A 17,755-nucleotide genomic window follows, 5' to 3' on the forward strand; every position below is an offset into this window, starting at 1 on the left:
AAATTATACGAAAGTGCCTTATTTTTTTAAATATTTCACTGTAAAATTACATATACATACAAAGTAATTGGGCGAGACTCATTTTTAATTTAATTTAATTATTTTAACTTTCTCTATATTTATTGTTAATAAATTAATAGTTTTGCTAAAATTTTGAAAAAATTATTCTAAAAACTTCTTCTCTTTGCTAAAGTTTTAATGTATTTTTAAATTGAATTGAGAGAATGAGTTTTTTTGAAGGTTTCTAAAAAAGCAATGATATCTAGTTTAGCAATAGCCACTATCGGTTTAGTAACATTATATAACCCAGTAGAAGCAAATAATAATCATAACAACCATAGCAATGCTTCTAATTCTGCTGCAGCACATCAACAGTTTAATCAATCACAAAATAAATATACGTCAGTAGCGATTAGTAAACATCGTAATCAAGATCATTCGAATTGGATGACCAACTTAACTGGCGAACGTTTTACGACTATCGCTCATAGAGGTGCAAGTGGCTATGTGCCGGAACATACGTTTCATGCATATGATAAAAGTCATAATGAGTTAGGGGCGTCGTATATTGAATTAGACTTACAACGTACGAAAGATGGACAACTTGTAGCAATGCATGACGAAACCGTTGATCGTACAACAAACGGTACAGGTCGTGTCGAAGACTATACACTCGCACAACTTAAACAACTAGATGCTGGGTCATGGTTTAACAATGCTCACCCTGAATATGCGAAACCAGAATATAAAAATGCTAAAGTCCCTACTCTAGATGAAATTTTATCTCGATACGGTACAAAGGCTAATTATTATATTGAAACTAAAAATCCTAATGTATATCCAGGTATGGAAGAACAACTACTTGAAACGTTAAAAAAACATCACATGTTAACTGGTAACTCTTTAAATCATGGACATATATTAATTCAATCTTTCTCAGAAGAAAGTTTACAAAAAATGCACCAATTAGATTCAAGCGTACCATTGATTCAATTACTTGATAAAAATGAATTGCAACAACAAAGTGAAGCGGATTTAAAACATATTCGCTCATATGCTATAGGTGTCGGCCCAGATTATACTAGTTTAAACGCTGAAAACACTAAGCATTTAAAAGATTTAGGTTTCCTAATTCATCCTTATACAGTAGATAAAACTACAGATATGCAACGTTTAAACCAATATGGTGTTGACGGTCTATTTACAAATTTTGCTGATAAATATAAAGCTACCATTCCAAACGAGTAATTTTATTAATTAAAAACCTCTCAATGACGAGTAATATATTTCTCATCATTGAGAGGTTCATTTTTAATAGTTATATTTACGCCCATCCACGATAACGTGCTGCTTCAGCGGTCCGTTTAATTCCTACGATATAAGCTGCCAATCTCATATCAATTTTTCTATTTTGTGCTAATTCATAAATAGTATCAAAAGCCTCGATTAATTTTTCCCGTAATTTTTCATTTACTTCATCTTCTGACCAGTAATAACCTTGGTTATTTTGTACCCATTCAAAATAAGATACTGTCACGCCACCTGCACTTGCTAATACATCTGGTACAAGTAAAATATCACGTTCAGTTAAAATACGTGTAGCTTCTGGAGTAGTTGGTCCATTTGCCGCTTCCACAACAATATCAGCTTTAATATCGTGTGCATTATCTTCTGTGATTTGATTTGAAATTGCAGCCGGTACTAAAATATCACAATCAAGTTCGAATAATTCTTTATTTGAAATTGTATCTTCAAATAAGTTAGTTACAGTACCAAAGCTATCACGACGATCTAGTAAGTAATCGATATCTAAGCCATTAGGATCATGTAATGCACCATACGCGTCTGAAATTCCAACTACTTTAGCGCCCATATCATTTAAAAATTTAGCTAAGAAACTTCCAGCGTTCCCAAAGCCTTGAATCACAATACGTGACCCTTTAATTTCTTTTCCTCTACGCTTAGCAGCTTGTTCAATAGCAATCACTACGCCAAGAGCAGTAGAACGATCACGTCCTTGTGAGCCACCTAAGACAATTGGCTTACCAGTAATAAAACCTGGAGAATTAAACTTATCTAAAGCACTATATTCATCCATCATCCAAGCCATAATTTGAGAATTTGTAAACACATCTGGAGCAGGAATATCTTTAGTTGGTCCTACAAATTGAGAAATCGCACGTACATATCCTCGTGATAAACGTTCTACTTCATGAATACTCATTTGACGTGGATCACATACAATACCACCTTTACCTCCACCATAAGGTAAGTTGACAATGCCACATTTTAAGGTCATCCACATTGATAAAGCTTTGACTTCTTCTTCATCTACATCAGGATGGAAACGAACGCCACCTTTAGTAGGTCCTACAGCGTCATTATGTTGTGCGCGATATCCAGTAAATGTTTTAACTGTACCATCGTCCATACGTACTGGAATACGTACTTGCAAGAATCTTAATGGTTCTTTAATTAAATCATACATACCATCATCAAATCCCAATTTATGCAATGCTTCTTTAATGATGTTTTGTGTAGAAGTCACTAAATTATTATTCTCAGTCATAATCACTTTCGCCTCTTTTTTTCACAAATGTTTTCGCTTTCATAAGTATTGTAACACGCCTATACTTTTTAAAGAAATTAAATCATGCCCTATTACGTCTATTTACTCAAATACACTTCTAATTCGATTTAATGCTTCATCTATTTCTTCTTTAGTAATAATCAAAGGTGGTGCAAAACGAATTACTGTATCATGGGTTTCTTTACATATTAAACCTTTTTCTTTCAACGCTTCACAAAATGGTCTTGCACTTTCGTGTAATTCCATACCAATGAATAACCCGCGTCCACGAACTTCTTTAATTGCAGGGTGATTAATCTTTTGTAATTCTGTTTTAAAATATTCACCTAGTTCATTTGAATGTTCTGGTAAATTTTCATCAATAATGACATCTAAAGCCGCAATTGACACTGCACAAGCAAGCGGATTGCCACCAAAAGTAGAACCATGAGAACCAGGTGTAAATACATCAAGCACCTCATTATCTGCTAATACAACTGAAATTGGTAAGACGCCTCCACCAAGTGCTTTCCCCAAAATATATACATCTGGCTTAACATTATCCCAATCACATGCAAATAATTTTCCAGTTCGTCCTAATCCAGCTTGAATTTCATCAGCGATAAACAAAATATTATGTTCATCACATAAATCTCTAATGGTTTTCAAATAACCTTCTGGAGGAATATTAATACCTGCTTCGCCTTGAATAGGTTCAACTAAAACAGCTGCTGTATTTTCATTAATTGCTTCTTTTAATTGTGCTTCATTACCAAAGTCAACTTTACGAAAACCCTCTAGTAAAGGACCATATCCACGTTGATACTCAGCTTCGGATGATAAAGACACAGGGGCCATTGTACGACCATGGAAGTTCCCATTAAATGCAATAATCTCAGCTTGATTTGGTTCAATACCTTTAACGTCATAGGCCCAACGACGCGCAGCTTTTAATGCTGTTTCAACTGCTTCAGCACCTGTATTCATTGGTAGTGCTTTATCTTTACCAGCTAATTTACAAATTTTTTCGTACCATTCCCCTAAGTTATCACTATGAAAAGCACGAGAGACAAGTGTCACTCTATCAGCTTGATGTTTTAATGCTTGAATAATTTTTGGATGACGATGACCTTGGTTAACTGCTGAATATGCCGATAACATATCTATATATTTATTACCTTCTGGATCAGTAACCCAAATTCCCTCTGCTTCTGAAACAACAATTGGTAGCGGCACATAGTTATGAGCACCGTAATGGTTTGTTAGTTCAATAATTTTTTCAGATTTAGTCATAATATCTCCCCTTTGCTTATTGTTATATTAAAACTAATCACTATATTTACTGGCTTTCGAAACTCTATTTTAAAATATTAAATTCTCTCTAACTCCATAAATGAAAGCCCTTACAAACATAATGACATATCCCCTTGACATTTTACAAGTAAATTATTTCTATTATCTAAAATTTTGATATAAACTTTTTTCTCTTAATAAAAAAAGGTAGTAGACAAAATTCATAATGAATTCTGTCTCACTACCAAACTATTTCATATTTTATTAATTATTTATCTTTACGAGGTAACGGATAAAATCCTTTATTAAATTGTTCCCATAAATTTGGTGGTAACGCATGTTTATCTTCACGATTTGGATCAAAGTATGAGATGATTTCCTCTTCTTTACCCTCTTCAATTTTATTGACAAAGTTATAATCTAGAAGAATGCCACGACCTAATGCTACGAGTTCAATACCTGTCGATTCTACTGCATCTAAAGCATCATCAGCACTAAATACAGAACCTATACCAATAACTGGTATACGTCCATCTACCCATTGATGGATAAGTTTTAGACGTTCTTCTCCTTCATATTTACCCTCACGTGTTTGTGAATGAATATCCATAATTGAAATATGAACATAATCAATCGCTTTTTTCGTAATTGTTTTAATTAATTTTTCTGTGTGTTCCATTGAAATACCAGGCGATTCTGCTTCTTCTGGTGATAATCTATAACCTACAATAAAATCTTTATTTGCATAAGTTTCCTTAACTTTTAATACTTCATCAATCACTGCAAGTGGGAATTTTAAATGGTCTCCCCATTCATCTTCACGACGATTATAGTATGGAGAGAAGAATTGATGAATTAAGTAATGGTTCGCTCCATGTATTTCTACGCCGTCAAACCCAGCTTCAATGGCACGGCGTGTAGCTTCACCGAAATCTTTAATTGTTTGTTCGATTTCTTCAGTAGTGATTTCTCTCGCATGATGTTCCTGTTGTTGACCAAAACTTTTCATTGAAACGGGACTTGGTGCCACAACATCTCCATTAGGAGTCAATTCAGGTAAAGCTTGTGCACCACCATGATGAATTTGGACTAATGCTTTTGCGCCATTTTTCTTCATTGCTGTCGCTAAGCGTTTTAAACCTTGGATATCTGAATCGTGTGCGACAGAGGGTTGGCCTGGGAAGGCTTTACCAATATCATTTACATTACTTGCAGCATTAATTGCAAGACCTACATCTTTGGCACGTTTCTCAATGTAAGAAATTTCGACATCTGAAATGGTACCATCATCATTTGATGATGTATGTGTTAAAGGTGCAAGTACAAAGCGATTTCTTAATGATACACCGTTTGGTAATGTAACAGTTTCAAATAATTTTTTATATTTATTATTCATAAGTAATTCCTTTCTAAATCTTTTAGTTTTTTTATTTTCAAACTATAACATGAACATTTTTACGTCTCTACTTTTATGCTTATATGCATTAATCATCTTTTTATATTTAACAATATATTGACATAATAAAAAACGTTACTTAAAAAAGTAACGTTTTGGCGTGTTGACAGTCATTCAATTATTATTACGAATTGCACGTTTAGACTGCTTAATCCAGACCGGTAGGCGTTCTTCAAGCGTTTGAAACCCATACTTTTCTGTCTCTCTAATTTCATCTAATACAGACTGTTTTTCTTTTTTTCGTTCATAATTCTTAAAGTAATCATTATCTTTAAGTGACAAATTAAGCTTTCCTTCATCGTCTATAGAAAGAATTTTAGCTTTTACAATTTGACCTTCTGATAGAAATTTTTTTAGATTATGGACATAATCATCCATAATCTCTGAAATATGGATAAGTCCTTCAGTATGGTCAGGGGTCTCAACAAAAGCGCCATACGGTTGAATTCCAGTCACACGCACTTTAATATGCTGACCTTCTTTATAGTGAGTATTCAACTTGATAACCCCTTATTTCGTTTTTCTTAACATATTAATAATAGCATAAATCCCATACTTGGACTAACGATAAACTAATAAAAAATTAATTTCTTTAGAAATTTATATTTCTTCTTCGTAAATTTACATTAAAAAGTTCGTTTTTAATAAAAAAAGTGAGCGTAAATGTCTTATTTAAAACAGTTTACGCTCACTTTTTTATTTAATGATATTTCATTGACGAATTAAGCTTTTTGGTCTTCTACATCAATAGATTCAATAACAACATCATGTACAGGCTTATCTTGTGCCCCTACTTTAGTATTTGCAATATCTTCTAATGTAGTTTCACCGTCGATTAATTGACCAAACACAGTATGTTTTTGATCTAACCAAGGTGTTCCACCTTTGTCTGCATAAGCTTTAGCAATTGGTTCAGGCCAACCGCCATCAACAAGCTGATTAAGCATTGTATCTGGTACTTCTTTCATTTGAACGACAAAGAATTGTGAACCATTTGTATTTGGACCGGCATTTGCCATTGAAAGTGCACCGTATAAATTAAATGCTTTTAATGAAAACTCATCCTCAAATGAACCTCCATAAATACTTTCTCCTCCCATACCAGTAGCAGTAGGGTCTCCACCTTGAATCATAAAATCATTAATGACACGATGGAATGTAATGCCGTCATAATATCCATTTTTTGCATGTGTCACAAAATTTTCAACTGTTTTTGGAGCAATCTCAGGAAACAGCTTAAATGTCATATCTCCTTTATTTGTATGCATAATTACTTTAATTTCATTATCTTGTATTTCTTTATTTAGCTGTGGATAGTTAGTCATTTAAATTCTCCATTCATGTTATGATGATATAGATACATATTAACATATTTGAAAGGAAGTAATATAGCATGTTATATCGATTCTCTCACAAAACAGGTACTTATGGTGTAACGATTAAAGAAGATAGCGATCATCAAGTTTTAGTACAAATTGAACAAGTCATTAAACATCCTAAACAAGGAGATTTACATCATCCTGGTGAAACTAAAGGTGTTTTTTTTCATGAAAGACGTGCTTTAAGCCATTATGAAAAACGTTATGCAACACGTTCACAATTGAGAGATTTTAATGTAGAAGAGATGAAATATGAAGATTCTTTACAACAAGCGATTACTAAAATGGAAAACGAATTAAAACAACAACACACAGAATACGCAAAATTGGCATTAGACAATTTAAACAGTCTAAAAAAAGACTATTCTATCCAATATAAACAAAATTTTTTCTAGTCCATTTTACGTCTTTCTTCCTATTTAACAAGATAAGTAAAATTGCTGACTTTACATCTTTTCACAGTTTTTCAGAATAAATTGATTCATGTATAATAAAATTTATAACAATTTTTGAAGGAGGAAAATATAGTGAGTTTGATACATATTGCGGTACTTTTACCGTTAATATTCGCACTCATTATTCCAATCCTTTATCGTTTCTTTAAAAAGATTCATTTAGGGTGGTTTGTATTACCTGTTCCTGTTGTCTTATTTATTTATTTTTTAACTTATATTTCAACTACTCAGTCAGGTAATACAGTAATAAAAACTTTCAATTGGATGCCACATATTGGTATGAATTTTGATATTTATCTTGATGGCTTAAGTATACTCTTTAGTTTGCTTATAACTGGCATTGGAAGTTTAGTAGTTCTTTATTCAATCGGTTATTTAGATAAATCTGAACGATTAGGGAATTTTTACTGTTATTTATTACTGTTTATGGGTGCAATGTTAGGCGTCGTCCTCTCAGATAACGTCATTATCTTATATCTATTCTGGGAATTAACTTCATTCTCAAGTTTTTTACTCATTTCTTTTTGGAGAGAAAAGAAAGCTTCTATATATGGAGCACAAAAGTCACTGATTATTACTGTATTTGGAGGACTTAGTTTACTTGGTGGATTAATCTTAATTTCACTTGCAGGACAATCATTAAGTCTACATTATTTAATCCATCATGTATCTCAAATACAAGACAGTTCTTTCTTTACACTTGCAATGGTTTTAATTATGTTAGCAGCTTTCACAAAATCTGCACAAGTGCCATTTTACATTTGGTTACCTGATGCAATGGAGGCACCTACTCCTGTCAGTGCATATTTACATTCAGCCACGATGGTTAAAGCAGGGTTATATCTTGTTGCACGTTTAACCCCATTATTCGCGGTATCAGAAGGATGGATATGGACTATTACTTTAGTAGGCTTAATCACACTATTTTGGGCTTCATTAAATGCAACGAAACAACAAGATTTGAAAGGTATTCTAGCGTTTTCTACAGTTTCACAATTGGGAATGATTATGTCTATGCTAGGTATTGGAGCTATAAGTTATCATTTTGAAGGTAGTGAAAGTCAATTATATATCGCTGGTTTTATAGCAGCTGCTTTCCACTTAATTAACCATGCTACCTTTAAGGGCGCATTATTTATGATTACAGGTGCCATTGATCATGTGACAGGCACACGTGATGTAAAAAAATTGGGCGGTTTACTTACTATCATGCCAATTTCTTTTACTCTTACTGTAATTACAGCATTAAGTATGGCAGGTGTGCCACCATTTAATGGTTTCTTATCAAAAGAAAAATTCTTAGAGGCTATGATAGAAGCTACACACGCATCTCTATTTAGTTTAAATACTCTAGGTATTATTTTTCCAATTTTAGCGATTGTAGGTAGTATATTTACATTTGTATATTCAATTAAATTCGTACTACATGTATTCTTTGGTAAATATCATTCTGATTTATTACCTAAGAAAGCACATGAAGCATCATTATTAATGTTAATTTCACCAGCAATTCTAGCAACGCTAGTTGTTGTTTTTGGACTATTCCCTGGACTATTAACACATTCTATAATCGAACCAGCTACTAAAGCCATAAGTGGAATGTCAACAGTACATGCAGAATTCCATATGTTCCATGGTATTACTCCTGCGTTCATCTCTACTTTAACGATTTGGATTGTAGGTATTATCTTATTATTTACGTTCAATTACTGGATTCGTTTATTAAAAGCACAACCAGACAACTTAAAATTAAATTATTGGTATGATACTACTGGCAAATGGTTACCAAATCATTCCGCTTCTCTAACTAATTATTATGTTAATGGGTATGTACGTGACAGTTTAGTCTTTATTTTTGGTACATTAATTGTGTTAACACTTATCACATTAGTGAGTGTACCGTTTAGCTTTAATTTTAAAAATATAAATACAATTCACATCTATGAAATGATTATTATCATAATACTTACTATCTCAGCGTTCTTAGTTGTTACAGCAACATCTCGTTTATTTAGTATTATTATGCTTAGTGTTGTTGGCTATGCAGTATCGGTTTTATTTGTTTTCTTTAAGGCACCTGATTTAGCTTTAACACAATTTGTTGTTGAGTCTATCTCAACGGGTCTATTTCTATTATGTTTCTATCACTTGCCTAACTTAAATCGCTATAATGAAAAAACATCATTTAAATTAACGAATGCTATCATCTCTATTGGTGTTGGTTTGGCAGTGACAATGTTAGGTCTTATCGCTTATGGTAATAGACATTTTTCTTCTATCGGAGAGTATTACAAAGCACATGTTTATGACTTAGCACATGGTAAAAATATGGTTAACGTTATTCTCGTAGACTTCCGTGGTATGGATACCTTATTTGAATCTTCTGTATTAGGTATTGCAGGTCTTGCAGTTTACACGATGATTAAATTACGAAGTAAACGTAACAAAACAAGTGAGGTGGAAAGTAATGAATAGACAAAATAACAATTTAATGTTTCAGTATTCAGCTGTAATTATTGCTTTCTTAATTGCTCTTTTTGGTATTACTTTATTTTTAGCAGGACATTACACACCAGGTGGAGGATTTGTTGGTGGATTGCTTCTATCAACCGCTTTAACCATTATTATGATTGCATTTGATATAAAAACGATGCGTAAAATCTTTCCTTGGGATTTTAAAATCTTAATTGGTATTGGTTTATTATTCTGTGTAAGTACGCCTATAGCAAGTTGGTTTTACGGAAAAAGTTTCTTTACACATACAGAATTTAATATTCCATTACCACTTCTACACCCTGTTCATATGAATACACCAATGTTCTTCGACTTTGGCGTTATGTGTGCAGTAATTGGTACAGTAATGACTATTATTATAACGATTGGAGAGAACGAATAGTGGAAATTATTATGATTATTGTATGTGGCATACTTACATCAATCAGTGTCTATCTCGTTTTATCTAAAAGTTTAATACGTATTATTATGGGAACTACGCTGATTACACATGCATCAAATTTATTTTTAATTACTATGGGAGGATTGAAACATGGTGAAATGCCAATATATGAAAAAGATATTCATCACTATGTAGATCCAATCCCTCATGCATTAATACTTACTGCAATTGTTATTGCATTTGCAACTACTGCTTTTTTCTTAGTCTTAGCTTTTAGAACGTATAAAGAATTAGGCACAGACAACATAGAACAAATGAAAGGAGTGCCTAGTGATGATAGCAACTAATATGGTTGTTCTTACATTAGTTATACCAATTATTACCGCTATTATTCTTATCTTTTTAGGACAACGCTATCCATTAAAGCGTGCGGTTACATTGATAGGTTTAGTTTTAACTTTGATTGTAGCGATGGTTAATTTAATTAATGTTAGTAAATTTGGTCCTCTTAAAGTAGAATTAGGTTCTTGGCCAGCCCCATATGGTATTATCTTTTTATTAGATACGTTAGGGGCAATGTTGATTGTAACGAGTATTATCATTACTCTGCTCATTACGATCTATTCTTTTTCAACTGCCGGAATCGATAGAGAGCGTTATTATTTTCATTTTTCAATCGTCTTTATGTTAGTGGGTATTATTGGTGCTTTCACTACTGGAGATATTTTTAACCTTTTCGTATTTTTTGAAGTCTTTTTAATGTCATCTTATGCATTGCTTGTATTAGGTGGCACACGTATTCAACTTCAAGAAACAGTAAAATATTTACTGATTAATGTTGTAACATCGACATTTTTCGTTATTGCTGTTGGTATCTTATATTCAATTGTCGGCACTTTAAATATGGCTGACATTAGCGTAAAACTTAATGAATTATCTCATTCACATCAAGGATTATTAAGTATTGTCTTTATTTTGTTCATCTTTGTGTTTGCAACTAAAGCTGGTGTCTTTCCATTATATGTTTGGTTACCTGGATCATACTATGCGCCACCTTTTGCTATCATTGCATTCTTCGGTGCTTTATTAACTAAAGTTGGCGTCTATGCTATTTTAAGAACACTTAGTCTTTTCTTCCATAACACAATGAGTTTTTCTCACTATACTATTTTATTCTTAGCCCTATTAACGATTATATTTGGATCCATTGGTGCCATTGCTTATTATGATATTAAAAAAATTATTTTATATAATATTATGATTGCAGTAGGTGTTATACTCGTTGGTGTTGCTATGATGAGTAAATTAGGAATTATGGGTGCTATATATTACACCATTCACGATATGTTAGTTAAGACTGCACTTTTCTTAATTATTGGTGTCATGTATCAAATTACCAAAACATCAAATCTTAAGTCATTTGGTGGTTTAATTAAGACATATCCTATACTTGGTTGGTCTTTCTTTATTGCAGCTTTAAGCTTGGCTGGTATTCCCCCATTTAGTGGATTTTATGGAAAATACTTTATTGTAAAAGCCGCTTTTGAAAAAGGATTTTATATCAGTGCAATTATCGTATTACTTTCAAGTTTAATCGTACTCTATTCTGTGATTCGTATTTTCCTACATGGTTTCTTTGGTGAACCTAAGGGATATAAAATGAATAACAAAGTAAATGTAAAACAAGCTACAATCGTTTCAGTCATTGCCGTTGTCATTACTGTACTATTTGGTTTATCTGCTGATGCACTTTATCCATTTATATCAGAAGCTGCTAAATCTTTCTATGATCCTAATGTTTATATTAAAAGTGTATTAGGAGGTAGATACTAATGGCTCTTCAATTTGTGTTAAATATTATATTAGCTATTATATGGATGTTTTTAAGTGGCAGTTATACATTTAATAACTTTTTACTAGGATTTTTAATAGGAATTGGGCTTGTTTACTTATTTAAAAAAGTATTGCCTGGTAGTTTTTATTTAAAAAGAGTTTATAAAGTCATTAAATTGATTGTTGTCTTTTTTATAGAATTAATGAAAGCCAATATTGATGTATCCAAAATTGTGTTACAGCCAAGACTTAAAAATCAACCTGGCTTCTTTATTTATCACACAGATTTAAAACATGATTGGCAAATTGTTTTATTATCTAATTTAATCACTTTAACACCAGGAACTGTCGTTTTAGGTATTAGTGATGATAGAACTAAAATATACATTCACTCAATTGATTTTAGTACGAAAGAAGAAGAAGTTGAAAGTATTAAATCATCACTTGAAAAAGTAGTGAGAGAGGTGGGCGAAGCTTAATGGTAAAAACAATTATTATTATTGCTTTAATTGTCGTAGCATTATCGATGCTAGCAATGTTTATTCGTATTATTAAAGGTCCCACTTTACCTGATCGCGTCCTTGCATTAGACGCTATTGGCTTACAATTGATGGCGTGTGTTGCATTATATAGTGTGTTTATCGGCTCACAATACTTACTTGTAGTTATTTTACTTATTGGTATTTTAGCTTTCTTAGGTACAGCAGTATTCTCTAAATTTATAGATAAAGGTAAGGTGATTGAACGTGATAGCAAAAATCGTCATTAGTTTAGCCATCATTTTCATTATCTTAGGTGCATTGATCAGTGCAATTACTGCTATTGGTATTATTCGTTTAAAAGATGTCTATTCACGCGGTCATGCTGCAGGTAAATCTGCAACATTAGGTGCTATATTTTTATTATTTGGAACGTTTTTATATTTTATTGGAACAGAAGGATACGCCAATATGCAACTGATATTCGGCATTATTTTCATTTTAATTACTGGCCCTCTTTCTAGTCATTTAATGATGAAAGCATCATATAATAATAAAACGCCTTATACTAAAGATACAAAAATTGATGAACTTAAAGATGAATTTAATAATAAAAAAATATAATTTGATAAAAATCGAGGTACTTTCTTAAAGTGCTTCGATTTTTTGTTTTGAAAAAGATAGTTTTATGTTATTATAAATCGTAATAATTACGTTTTAAAGGAGTTTTATTATGCATTGGACTATTATTGGTGGCGGTATACAAGGAACCACTATAGCAATTAAGTTACGTGAAGCAGGAATATCCATCCAAAATCTTACAATTATCGATCCTCATGATTCTTTATGCGAACAATTTCATAAATACACAAATAGAATTGATATGCCTTACTTACGTTCACCTATTGTACATCATATTCATCCTGACCCATTTCATTTAAAAAAATTTGCAAAAATGAATCAGTATATTAATCCAACTTTTGGTCGTTATCAAAGACCTCAAACAGAGATGTTTATGGATCACACATATGCTCAAATACATAACTATCATCTAAATCAATGTCATATTCAAAGTTATGTTCAACGCATTGAAAAAAAACAAAGAAAATGGAGTATTACAACAAGTCATCATTCTGTCATTCAAACTGATTGTGTTGTTTTAGCACAAGGCTGTCATAATGAGCCTTTTATCCCTTTCGCATTTACTCAAGCTAAAGATGTATGTCATATATTTAGTAACCATTTTAATTCTCAATTATTTTCACAATCATCTCATGTCATTGGAAGTGGTATTTCAGCTGCTCATTTAACATTAAAGCTTTTAAAATTAGATAAAAATAAAATCGTTCATTTATGGATGAATAAAAATATAGATATTCAACATTTTGATGCCGATCCTGGTTGGCTAGGTCCTAAAAAAATGAAGGCCTTTTTAAATCATTCTTCCCATGAAGAGAAACTTCAAACAGTGTTAAAAGAAAGACATAAAGGTTCAATGCCTCGTGAGTTATATTTACGCTTAAAGAAATATGTTCAAAATAAAAGACTTATCATCCATAAAGAAGAGATTAAGGACTTAAAATCGCATCAAATTGTTACTGAAAATTTAAATATCCCATATGACTACATTCTTTTAGCAACTGGATTTAAGTCTTCAATTTTGCAGCAACCCATGATACAATCTCTAATTCAAAATGCTAACGCCCCCCTCCTATCTTGTGGATTTCCAAACATCACACATGAATTAGAATGGTTACCTCATTTATTTGTTGCTGGTGGACTAGCTGATTTAGAACTTGGTCCATTTGCTAGAAATATCATGGGAGGTAAAGAAGCAGCTCAAAGAATTTATAGCGTATTTCAAAGAATAGATCACCATAGAGAAGTATCATAAATATAAAATACTAGCCCGTAGATGAATATTTTCTACGGGCTAGTATTTTATAATTTGTTATTTTAATGGTTTAATCCCTATTGTACCTCTCATGATACTAATTAATTTATCTTGCTCACTTTTAATTTCAATATTCCATACTTGTGTCGTATGACCTTTATGAATAATAGAAGCGGTAGCAATCACGCGTCCCTCTTTTACTGAGTGAATATGATTGGCATTCATTTCTAAACCTAATGGGATAAAGTGTTTCGTATCAATTAAACGAGCAGCGCCTAATGAACAAGCTGTTTCACCTAATGCAATACTTGCACCACCATGTAGATAGCCAAAGGGTTGTTTAACCTTATCAGTGACTGGCATAGAAATTACAACTATTCCCTCATCTACTGTTTCGATTTTCATATCAAATGTTTCAAGTAAATTAGACATGTTGTCACCTCTTTTTTTCTATAATACCATTGCAGCTATTGTACCAAAAATCATCAATGGAACATTATAGAAAAGGAAGTTAGGTATACATGTATCTCTAATGTGATCATGTTGACCATCTACATTAAGACCTGCTGTGGGTCCAAGTGTTGAATCACTTGCTGGTGAACCAGAATCTCCAAGTGCAGCAGCTGTTCCTACTAAAGCAATTAATGCCATATTATCTAAACCAAGAGATGAACCTAGTGGTATAAATAAAGCTGCAATAATTGGAATCGTAGCAAAAGATGATCCAATGCCTAACGTAACAATAAGGCCGACAATATACATTGCAATAATAGTAATTAACTTATGTCCATTTGTAATCTCAGTTAAACTAGAAACTAATTTTTCAATATCACCAGTAGCATTCATGACACCGGCAAAACCGTTAGCTGATAAAATAACGACACCAATAAATGACATTATTTTTATTCCTTCTACAAATTGGCTATCTAATTCATTCCATTTATAAATACCAGAAATAAAGAATATCAGCACTCCTGCTAATGCTCCAAAAATCATTGAATCCGTAAATGTTTGAACTAAGAAAGTAGCGAAAATAGCAACAATCGTAATAACTAATACATATGGCCGAATTTCTGCTACTTTTTCTCCATTATCTTTCAATCTCTCTTGCTTATATTCACGTGGTTTACGATAAACAAACAATCCAATAACTAAACCGACAATATAACCAAGTGAAGGAATTAACATTGCTTTCCAAATCATATTAAATTCGATAGGATGATGCGCTTTTTGAAATCCGCTTTGTATAATTTGGTGGAAAATCTGTCCAAAGCCATAAGGTAGTAAAACATATGGCCAACATAAACCAAATCCTATAACTAAACCAATTAATCGTCTATCAATTTTCAGATCGTTAAATAGACTAAGTAATGGTGGAATTACAATTGGTATAAATGCAATATGTACTGGAATTAAGTTCTGACTCATAATACTCATTGCTAGTAATACTAAAATAATAATCACTTTTACTTTAATCCTTGATAAGCGACTATTCTCAGTATGAATCGCACGAATAATTTTATTTACTAAATAATCTGTGATGCCACTATACGATATCAGTGCTGCAAAGCCCCCTAATAAAGCGTAACTTAATGCCACTTCCGAACCATCTACAATATTTTTACCGAATACACTAATTACTTTGTTTAAACTCATGCCAGATATTAGACCACCTACAAGTGAACTAATAAATAAACTAATGATAACATTCAGCCTTAAGAGACATAATATAATCATTAATATTACAGCAATAACTACAGCATTAAACATTATACTCACATCCTTTATTACTCTACCGAACTAAAGTGTATAATTATGTGATTAATAATATCAAGTAGTCAGGCGGTTGTCAACGCCTAATATAATAGTATTTTAAAAATGTTTTAAAAAAATAAACGTCTAAGGTATCAATTTACCTCAGACATTTATCTATTTTGTCTCAAAATGAATGTATATTCATTTCTAATATCTATTCTATTTTGATTGTCGTAACCAATTCACTATGGTCATTATCATGCTTCCTGTCGGACCTTTAGGACCTTTATAGTTATCTTTATTAATCGTCGCAGGACCTGCAATATCAAAATGAATATGTGGCGTTTGCCCACTAAAATGCGTAACGAAAGCTGCAGCAAATAAGGCTTTACCTTGTCCATTTGTATGATTCACTAAATCAGCGACATCTGTATTACGAATCAATTGTTGTTCAGTTTGAGTAATAGGCAATTCAAAAGCGAATTCATCAACTTCTCTAGCACTTTCTAAAATGTGTTTCATATCTTCATCTGCATTCGAACTAAATAAAGCCGCCTTATCTTCTCCTAATGCCGCTATAGCAGCACCTGTAAGAGTAGCAAAATCACATATTAAACGTGGTTGAAATTGATTTGCATAAAATACGCCGTCTCCTAAAACTAAACGACCTTCAGCATCGCTATTTAAAACTTCTACTGTTTCACCATTTAAGGCAGTATATACATCATCTGGTTTCATAGCCTGTTGACTAATCATATTTTCTGCAGAGACAATGACACCTACAATATTTACTGGTAAAGATAATTTAGACGCAGCATCAATCATTCCTACAACATTAGCAGCACCACACATATCAAATTTCATTGTTTGCATCCCCATTTTAGATTTGATGCTATAACCACCAGAATCATATGTAATCCCTTTCCCAACTAATGCAATAGGCGCTTCATTTTTATCTGTTCCATGATACGTTAAAGTAATAACAACAGGAGGGTGAGTGGATCCTTTACCTACAGCATGTAGTAAACCAAAACCTTCTGATAACAATGTGTCATTATTTTTAATATCTACTGAAACAGAAGACGATTTAAAGTGATGTGCTACTTTATTTGCAAAGTATTCTGGAGTAAGTATATTGGGAGGCATATTACTAAAGTCACGTGCTATATTCACCGATTCACCAATTAAATATCCTGCTTTTATATTTTTTATATCCTCATCACTATTAGATGATTCTATATATAATTCCAGTTGATATGGTGTGGATTTGTTAGATTTATAGTTGTTAAATTCATAAATCGATTGTCTACTTTGTAATCCAAAAATCTCTGCAATACTTGTTTTGTCAATTTGTTTTGAATTAAATGTCTCAAAAAGAACATTGGCTTCTGTAACACGTTCTTTTTTTAGATATTGAAAAAGTGTACCAAACACTTTTAAAAATGAAGCATAAGATAATGTTTTCAAATTTCCTAGTCCAACCGTAATTAAACGTTTAGGTTCATTATTTATGTATAAAATAGTCGAAGATGTTTTTCCTAATTGACTACTTACAATATGACGATGTCGGTCATTTTCAATAGTTTGTGTAAGGTCACTATTTTGATACGTGATCTTTCCAATTTGATTAAGATGATCGGGTACTCCTAGAATAATAACGTCGGTCATTTTATTCGAATCATAATTAAAATGTATCATATAACTCTCCTTTAAAATAAAGGAGTGAGATATTGAAATCTATTTTGC

18 protein-coding genes are annotated in these 17,755 nt (G+C 32.2%); 10 read left to right on the top strand and 8 right to left on the bottom strand.

Features of this window, described 5'->3' with window-relative positions; translation table 11 throughout:
- Positions 1-234 precede the first annotated feature (234 nt).
- Positions 235-1,248: a glycerophosphodiester phosphodiesterase gene (locus NST64_RS08995; RefSeq protein WP_002488352.1), complete on the top strand. Its 1,014-nt coding sequence runs from the start codon at positions 235-237 to the stop codon at positions 1,246-1,248.
- Positions 1,249-1,324: 76 nt separating this feature from the next.
- Here the strand turns inward: NST64_RS08995 and NST64_RS09000 are convergent, their stop codons facing one another.
- From NST64_RS09000 to NST64_RS09020, 5 genes are all read right to left on the bottom strand, one after another.
- On the bottom strand, positions 1,325-2,569 hold the full coding sequence (locus tag NST64_RS09000; protein ID WP_002488318.1) for a Glu/Leu/Phe/Val family dehydrogenase: 1,245 nt from the start codon (positions 2,567-2,569) through the stop codon (positions 1,325-1,327).
- Positions 2,570-2,671: 102 nt separating this feature from the next.
- Positions 2,672-3,862, bottom strand: coding sequence for an ornithine--oxo-acid transaminase (locus NST64_RS09005; RefSeq protein ID WP_002488339.1), 1,191 nt, complete (start codon positions 3,860-3,862; stop codon positions 2,672-2,674).
- Positions 3,863-4,130: 268 nt separating this feature from the next.
- Positions 4,131-5,258: an NADH-dependent flavin oxidoreductase gene (locus NST64_RS09010; protein ID WP_002488325.1), complete on the bottom strand. Its 1,128-nt coding sequence runs from the start codon at positions 5,256-5,258 to the stop codon at positions 4,131-4,133.
- Between the two features lie 174 nt (positions 5,259-5,432).
- Positions 5,433-5,816, bottom strand: coding sequence for a S1 domain-containing post-transcriptional regulator Ygs (gene ygs, locus NST64_RS09015; protein WP_002448094.1), 384 nt, complete (start codon positions 5,814-5,816; stop codon positions 5,433-5,435).
- Positions 5,817-6,040: 224 nt separating this feature from the next.
- Positions 6,041-6,643 carry a peptidylprolyl isomerase gene (locus NST64_RS09020; protein WP_002448216.1) on the bottom strand — a complete coding sequence of 201 codons (603 nt, stop codon included), beginning with the start codon at positions 6,641-6,643 and terminating at the stop codon, positions 6,041-6,043.
- A gap of 68 nt (positions 6,644-6,711) precedes the next feature.
- Between NST64_RS09020 and kapB the strand changes: the two genes are divergently transcribed.
- The 9 genes from kapB (at position 6,712) to NST64_RS09065 (ending at position 14,254) form a co-directional block, all read left to right on the top strand.
- Positions 6,712-7,092, top strand: coding sequence for a sporulation phosphorelay system protein KapB (gene kapB, locus NST64_RS09025; RefSeq protein ID WP_049418701.1), 381 nt, complete (start codon positions 6,712-6,714; stop codon positions 7,090-7,092).
- Positions 7,093-7,224: 132 nt separating this feature from the next.
- A complete protein-coding gene (locus NST64_RS09030) occupies positions 7,225-9,627 on the top strand; it encodes a Na+/H+ antiporter subunit A (RefSeq protein WP_002448157.1) in 2,403 nt (800 codons plus the stop codon).
- Positions 9,620-10,048 (top strand): Na(+)/H(+) antiporter subunit B, encoded by a 429-nt coding sequence (locus tag NST64_RS09035; protein ID WP_049418698.1) that lies wholly within the window; start codon positions 9,620-9,622, stop codon positions 10,046-10,048. Before NST64_RS09030 ends, NST64_RS09035 begins: the two co-directional genes overlap by 8 nt.
- Complete coding sequence (mnhC1, locus tag NST64_RS09040) at positions 10,048-10,395, top strand: Na+/H+ antiporter Mnh1 subunit C (RefSeq protein WP_002448250.1); 348 nt, start codon at positions 10,048-10,050, stop codon at positions 10,393-10,395. Before NST64_RS09035 ends, mnhC1 begins: the two co-directional genes overlap by 1 nt.
- Complete coding sequence (locus tag NST64_RS09045) at positions 10,382-11,881, top strand: Na+/H+ antiporter subunit D (protein WP_002448100.1); 1,500 nt, start codon at positions 10,382-10,384, stop codon at positions 11,879-11,881. Before mnhC1 ends, NST64_RS09045 begins: the two co-directional genes overlap by 14 nt.
- Positions 11,881-12,360: a Na+/H+ antiporter subunit E gene (locus tag NST64_RS09050; protein ID WP_002448220.1), complete on the top strand. Its 480-nt coding sequence runs from the start codon at positions 11,881-11,883 to the stop codon at positions 12,358-12,360. Before NST64_RS09045 ends, NST64_RS09050 begins: the two co-directional genes overlap by 1 nt.
- Positions 12,360-12,650, top strand: a complete 291-nt coding sequence (locus NST64_RS09055; RefSeq protein WP_049418696.1) for a Na(+)/H(+) antiporter subunit F1 — start codon at positions 12,360-12,362, stop codon at positions 12,648-12,650. Before NST64_RS09050 ends, NST64_RS09055 begins: the two co-directional genes overlap by 1 nt.
- On the top strand, positions 12,628-12,984 hold the full coding sequence (locus tag NST64_RS09060) for a Na+/H+ antiporter subunit G1 (protein WP_002448137.1): 357 nt from the start codon (positions 12,628-12,630) through the stop codon (positions 12,982-12,984). Before NST64_RS09055 ends, NST64_RS09060 begins: the two co-directional genes overlap by 23 nt.
- A gap of 109 nt (positions 12,985-13,093) precedes the next feature.
- Complete coding sequence (locus NST64_RS09065) at positions 13,094-14,254, top strand: NAD(P)-binding domain-containing protein (RefSeq protein ID WP_002448163.1); 1,161 nt, start codon at positions 13,094-13,096, stop codon at positions 14,252-14,254.
- A gap of 57 nt (positions 14,255-14,311) precedes the next feature.
- On the opposite strand, the gene NST64_RS09070 is transcribed toward NST64_RS09065, so the two are convergent.
- The 3 genes from NST64_RS09070 to NST64_RS09080 all read right to left on the bottom strand — a co-directional run bounded on the left by NST64_RS09070 (position 14,312) and on the right by NST64_RS09080 (position 17,707).
- A complete protein-coding gene (locus tag NST64_RS09070) occupies positions 14,312-14,686 on the bottom strand; it encodes a PaaI family thioesterase (protein WP_002448041.1) in 375 nt (124 codons plus the stop codon).
- 18 nt (positions 14,687-14,704) lie between these two features.
- Entirely contained in the window at positions 14,705-16,024 is a 1,320-nt protein-coding gene (locus NST64_RS09075; RefSeq protein ID WP_002448171.1) for a Na+/H+ antiporter family protein, read from the bottom strand.
- 204 nt (positions 16,025-16,228) lie between these two features.
- Entirely contained in the window at positions 16,229-17,707 is a 1,479-nt protein-coding gene (locus NST64_RS09080; protein ID WP_002455554.1) for a M17 family metallopeptidase, read from the bottom strand.
- Positions 17,708-17,755 lie beyond the last annotated feature (48 nt).

The organism is Staphylococcus sp. FSL W8-1268, from assembly GCF_038003965.1.
Classification (GTDB): domain Bacteria; phylum Bacillota; class Bacilli; order Staphylococcales; family Staphylococcaceae; genus Staphylococcus; species Staphylococcus hominis.

Bases quoted from the DNA above. Each gene is read 5' to 3' on its own strand.
- NST64_RS09020 (WP_002448216.1), bottom strand. From the start codon at position 6,643: ATGACTAACTATCCACAGCTAAATAAAGAAATACAAGATAATGAAATT.
- NST64_RS09065 (WP_002448163.1), top strand. From the start codon at position 13,094: ATGCATTGGACTATTATTGGTGGCGGTATACAAGGAACCACTATAGCA.
- NST64_RS09000 (WP_002488318.1), bottom strand. From the start codon at position 2,569: ATGACTGAGAATAATAATTTAGTGACTTCTACACAAAACATCATTAAA.
- NST64_RS09055 (WP_049418696.1), top strand. From the start codon at position 12,360: ATGGTAAAAACAATTATTATTATTGCTTTAATTGTCGTAGCATTATCG.
- kapB (WP_049418701.1), top strand. From the start codon at position 6,712: ATGTTATATCGATTCTCTCACAAAACAGGTACTTATGGTGTAACGATT.
- NST64_RS09050 (WP_002448220.1), top strand. From the start codon at position 11,881: ATGGCTCTTCAATTTGTGTTAAATATTATATTAGCTATTATATGGATG.
- NST64_RS09035 (WP_049418698.1), top strand. From the start codon at position 9,620: ATGAATAGACAAAATAACAATTTAATGTTTCAGTATTCAGCTGTAATT.
- NST64_RS09080 (WP_002455554.1), bottom strand. From the start codon at position 17,707: ATGATACATTTTAATTATGATTCGAATAAAATGACCGACGTTATTATT.
- NST64_RS09045 (WP_002448100.1), top strand. From the start codon at position 10,382: ATGATAGCAACTAATATGGTTGTTCTTACATTAGTTATACCAATTATT.
- NST64_RS09070 (WP_002448041.1), bottom strand. From the start codon at position 14,686: ATGTCTAATTTACTTGAAACATTTGATATGAAAATCGAAACAGTAGAT.
- NST64_RS09005 (WP_002488339.1), bottom strand. From the start codon at position 3,862: ATGACTAAATCTGAAAAAATTATTGAACTAACAAACCATTACGGTGCT.
- NST64_RS09075 (WP_002448171.1), bottom strand. From the start codon at position 16,024: ATGTTTAATGCTGTAGTTATTGCTGTAATATTAATGATTATATTATGT.
- NST64_RS09010 (WP_002488325.1), bottom strand. From the start codon at position 5,258: ATGAATAATAAATATAAAAAATTATTTGAAACTGTTACATTACCAAAC.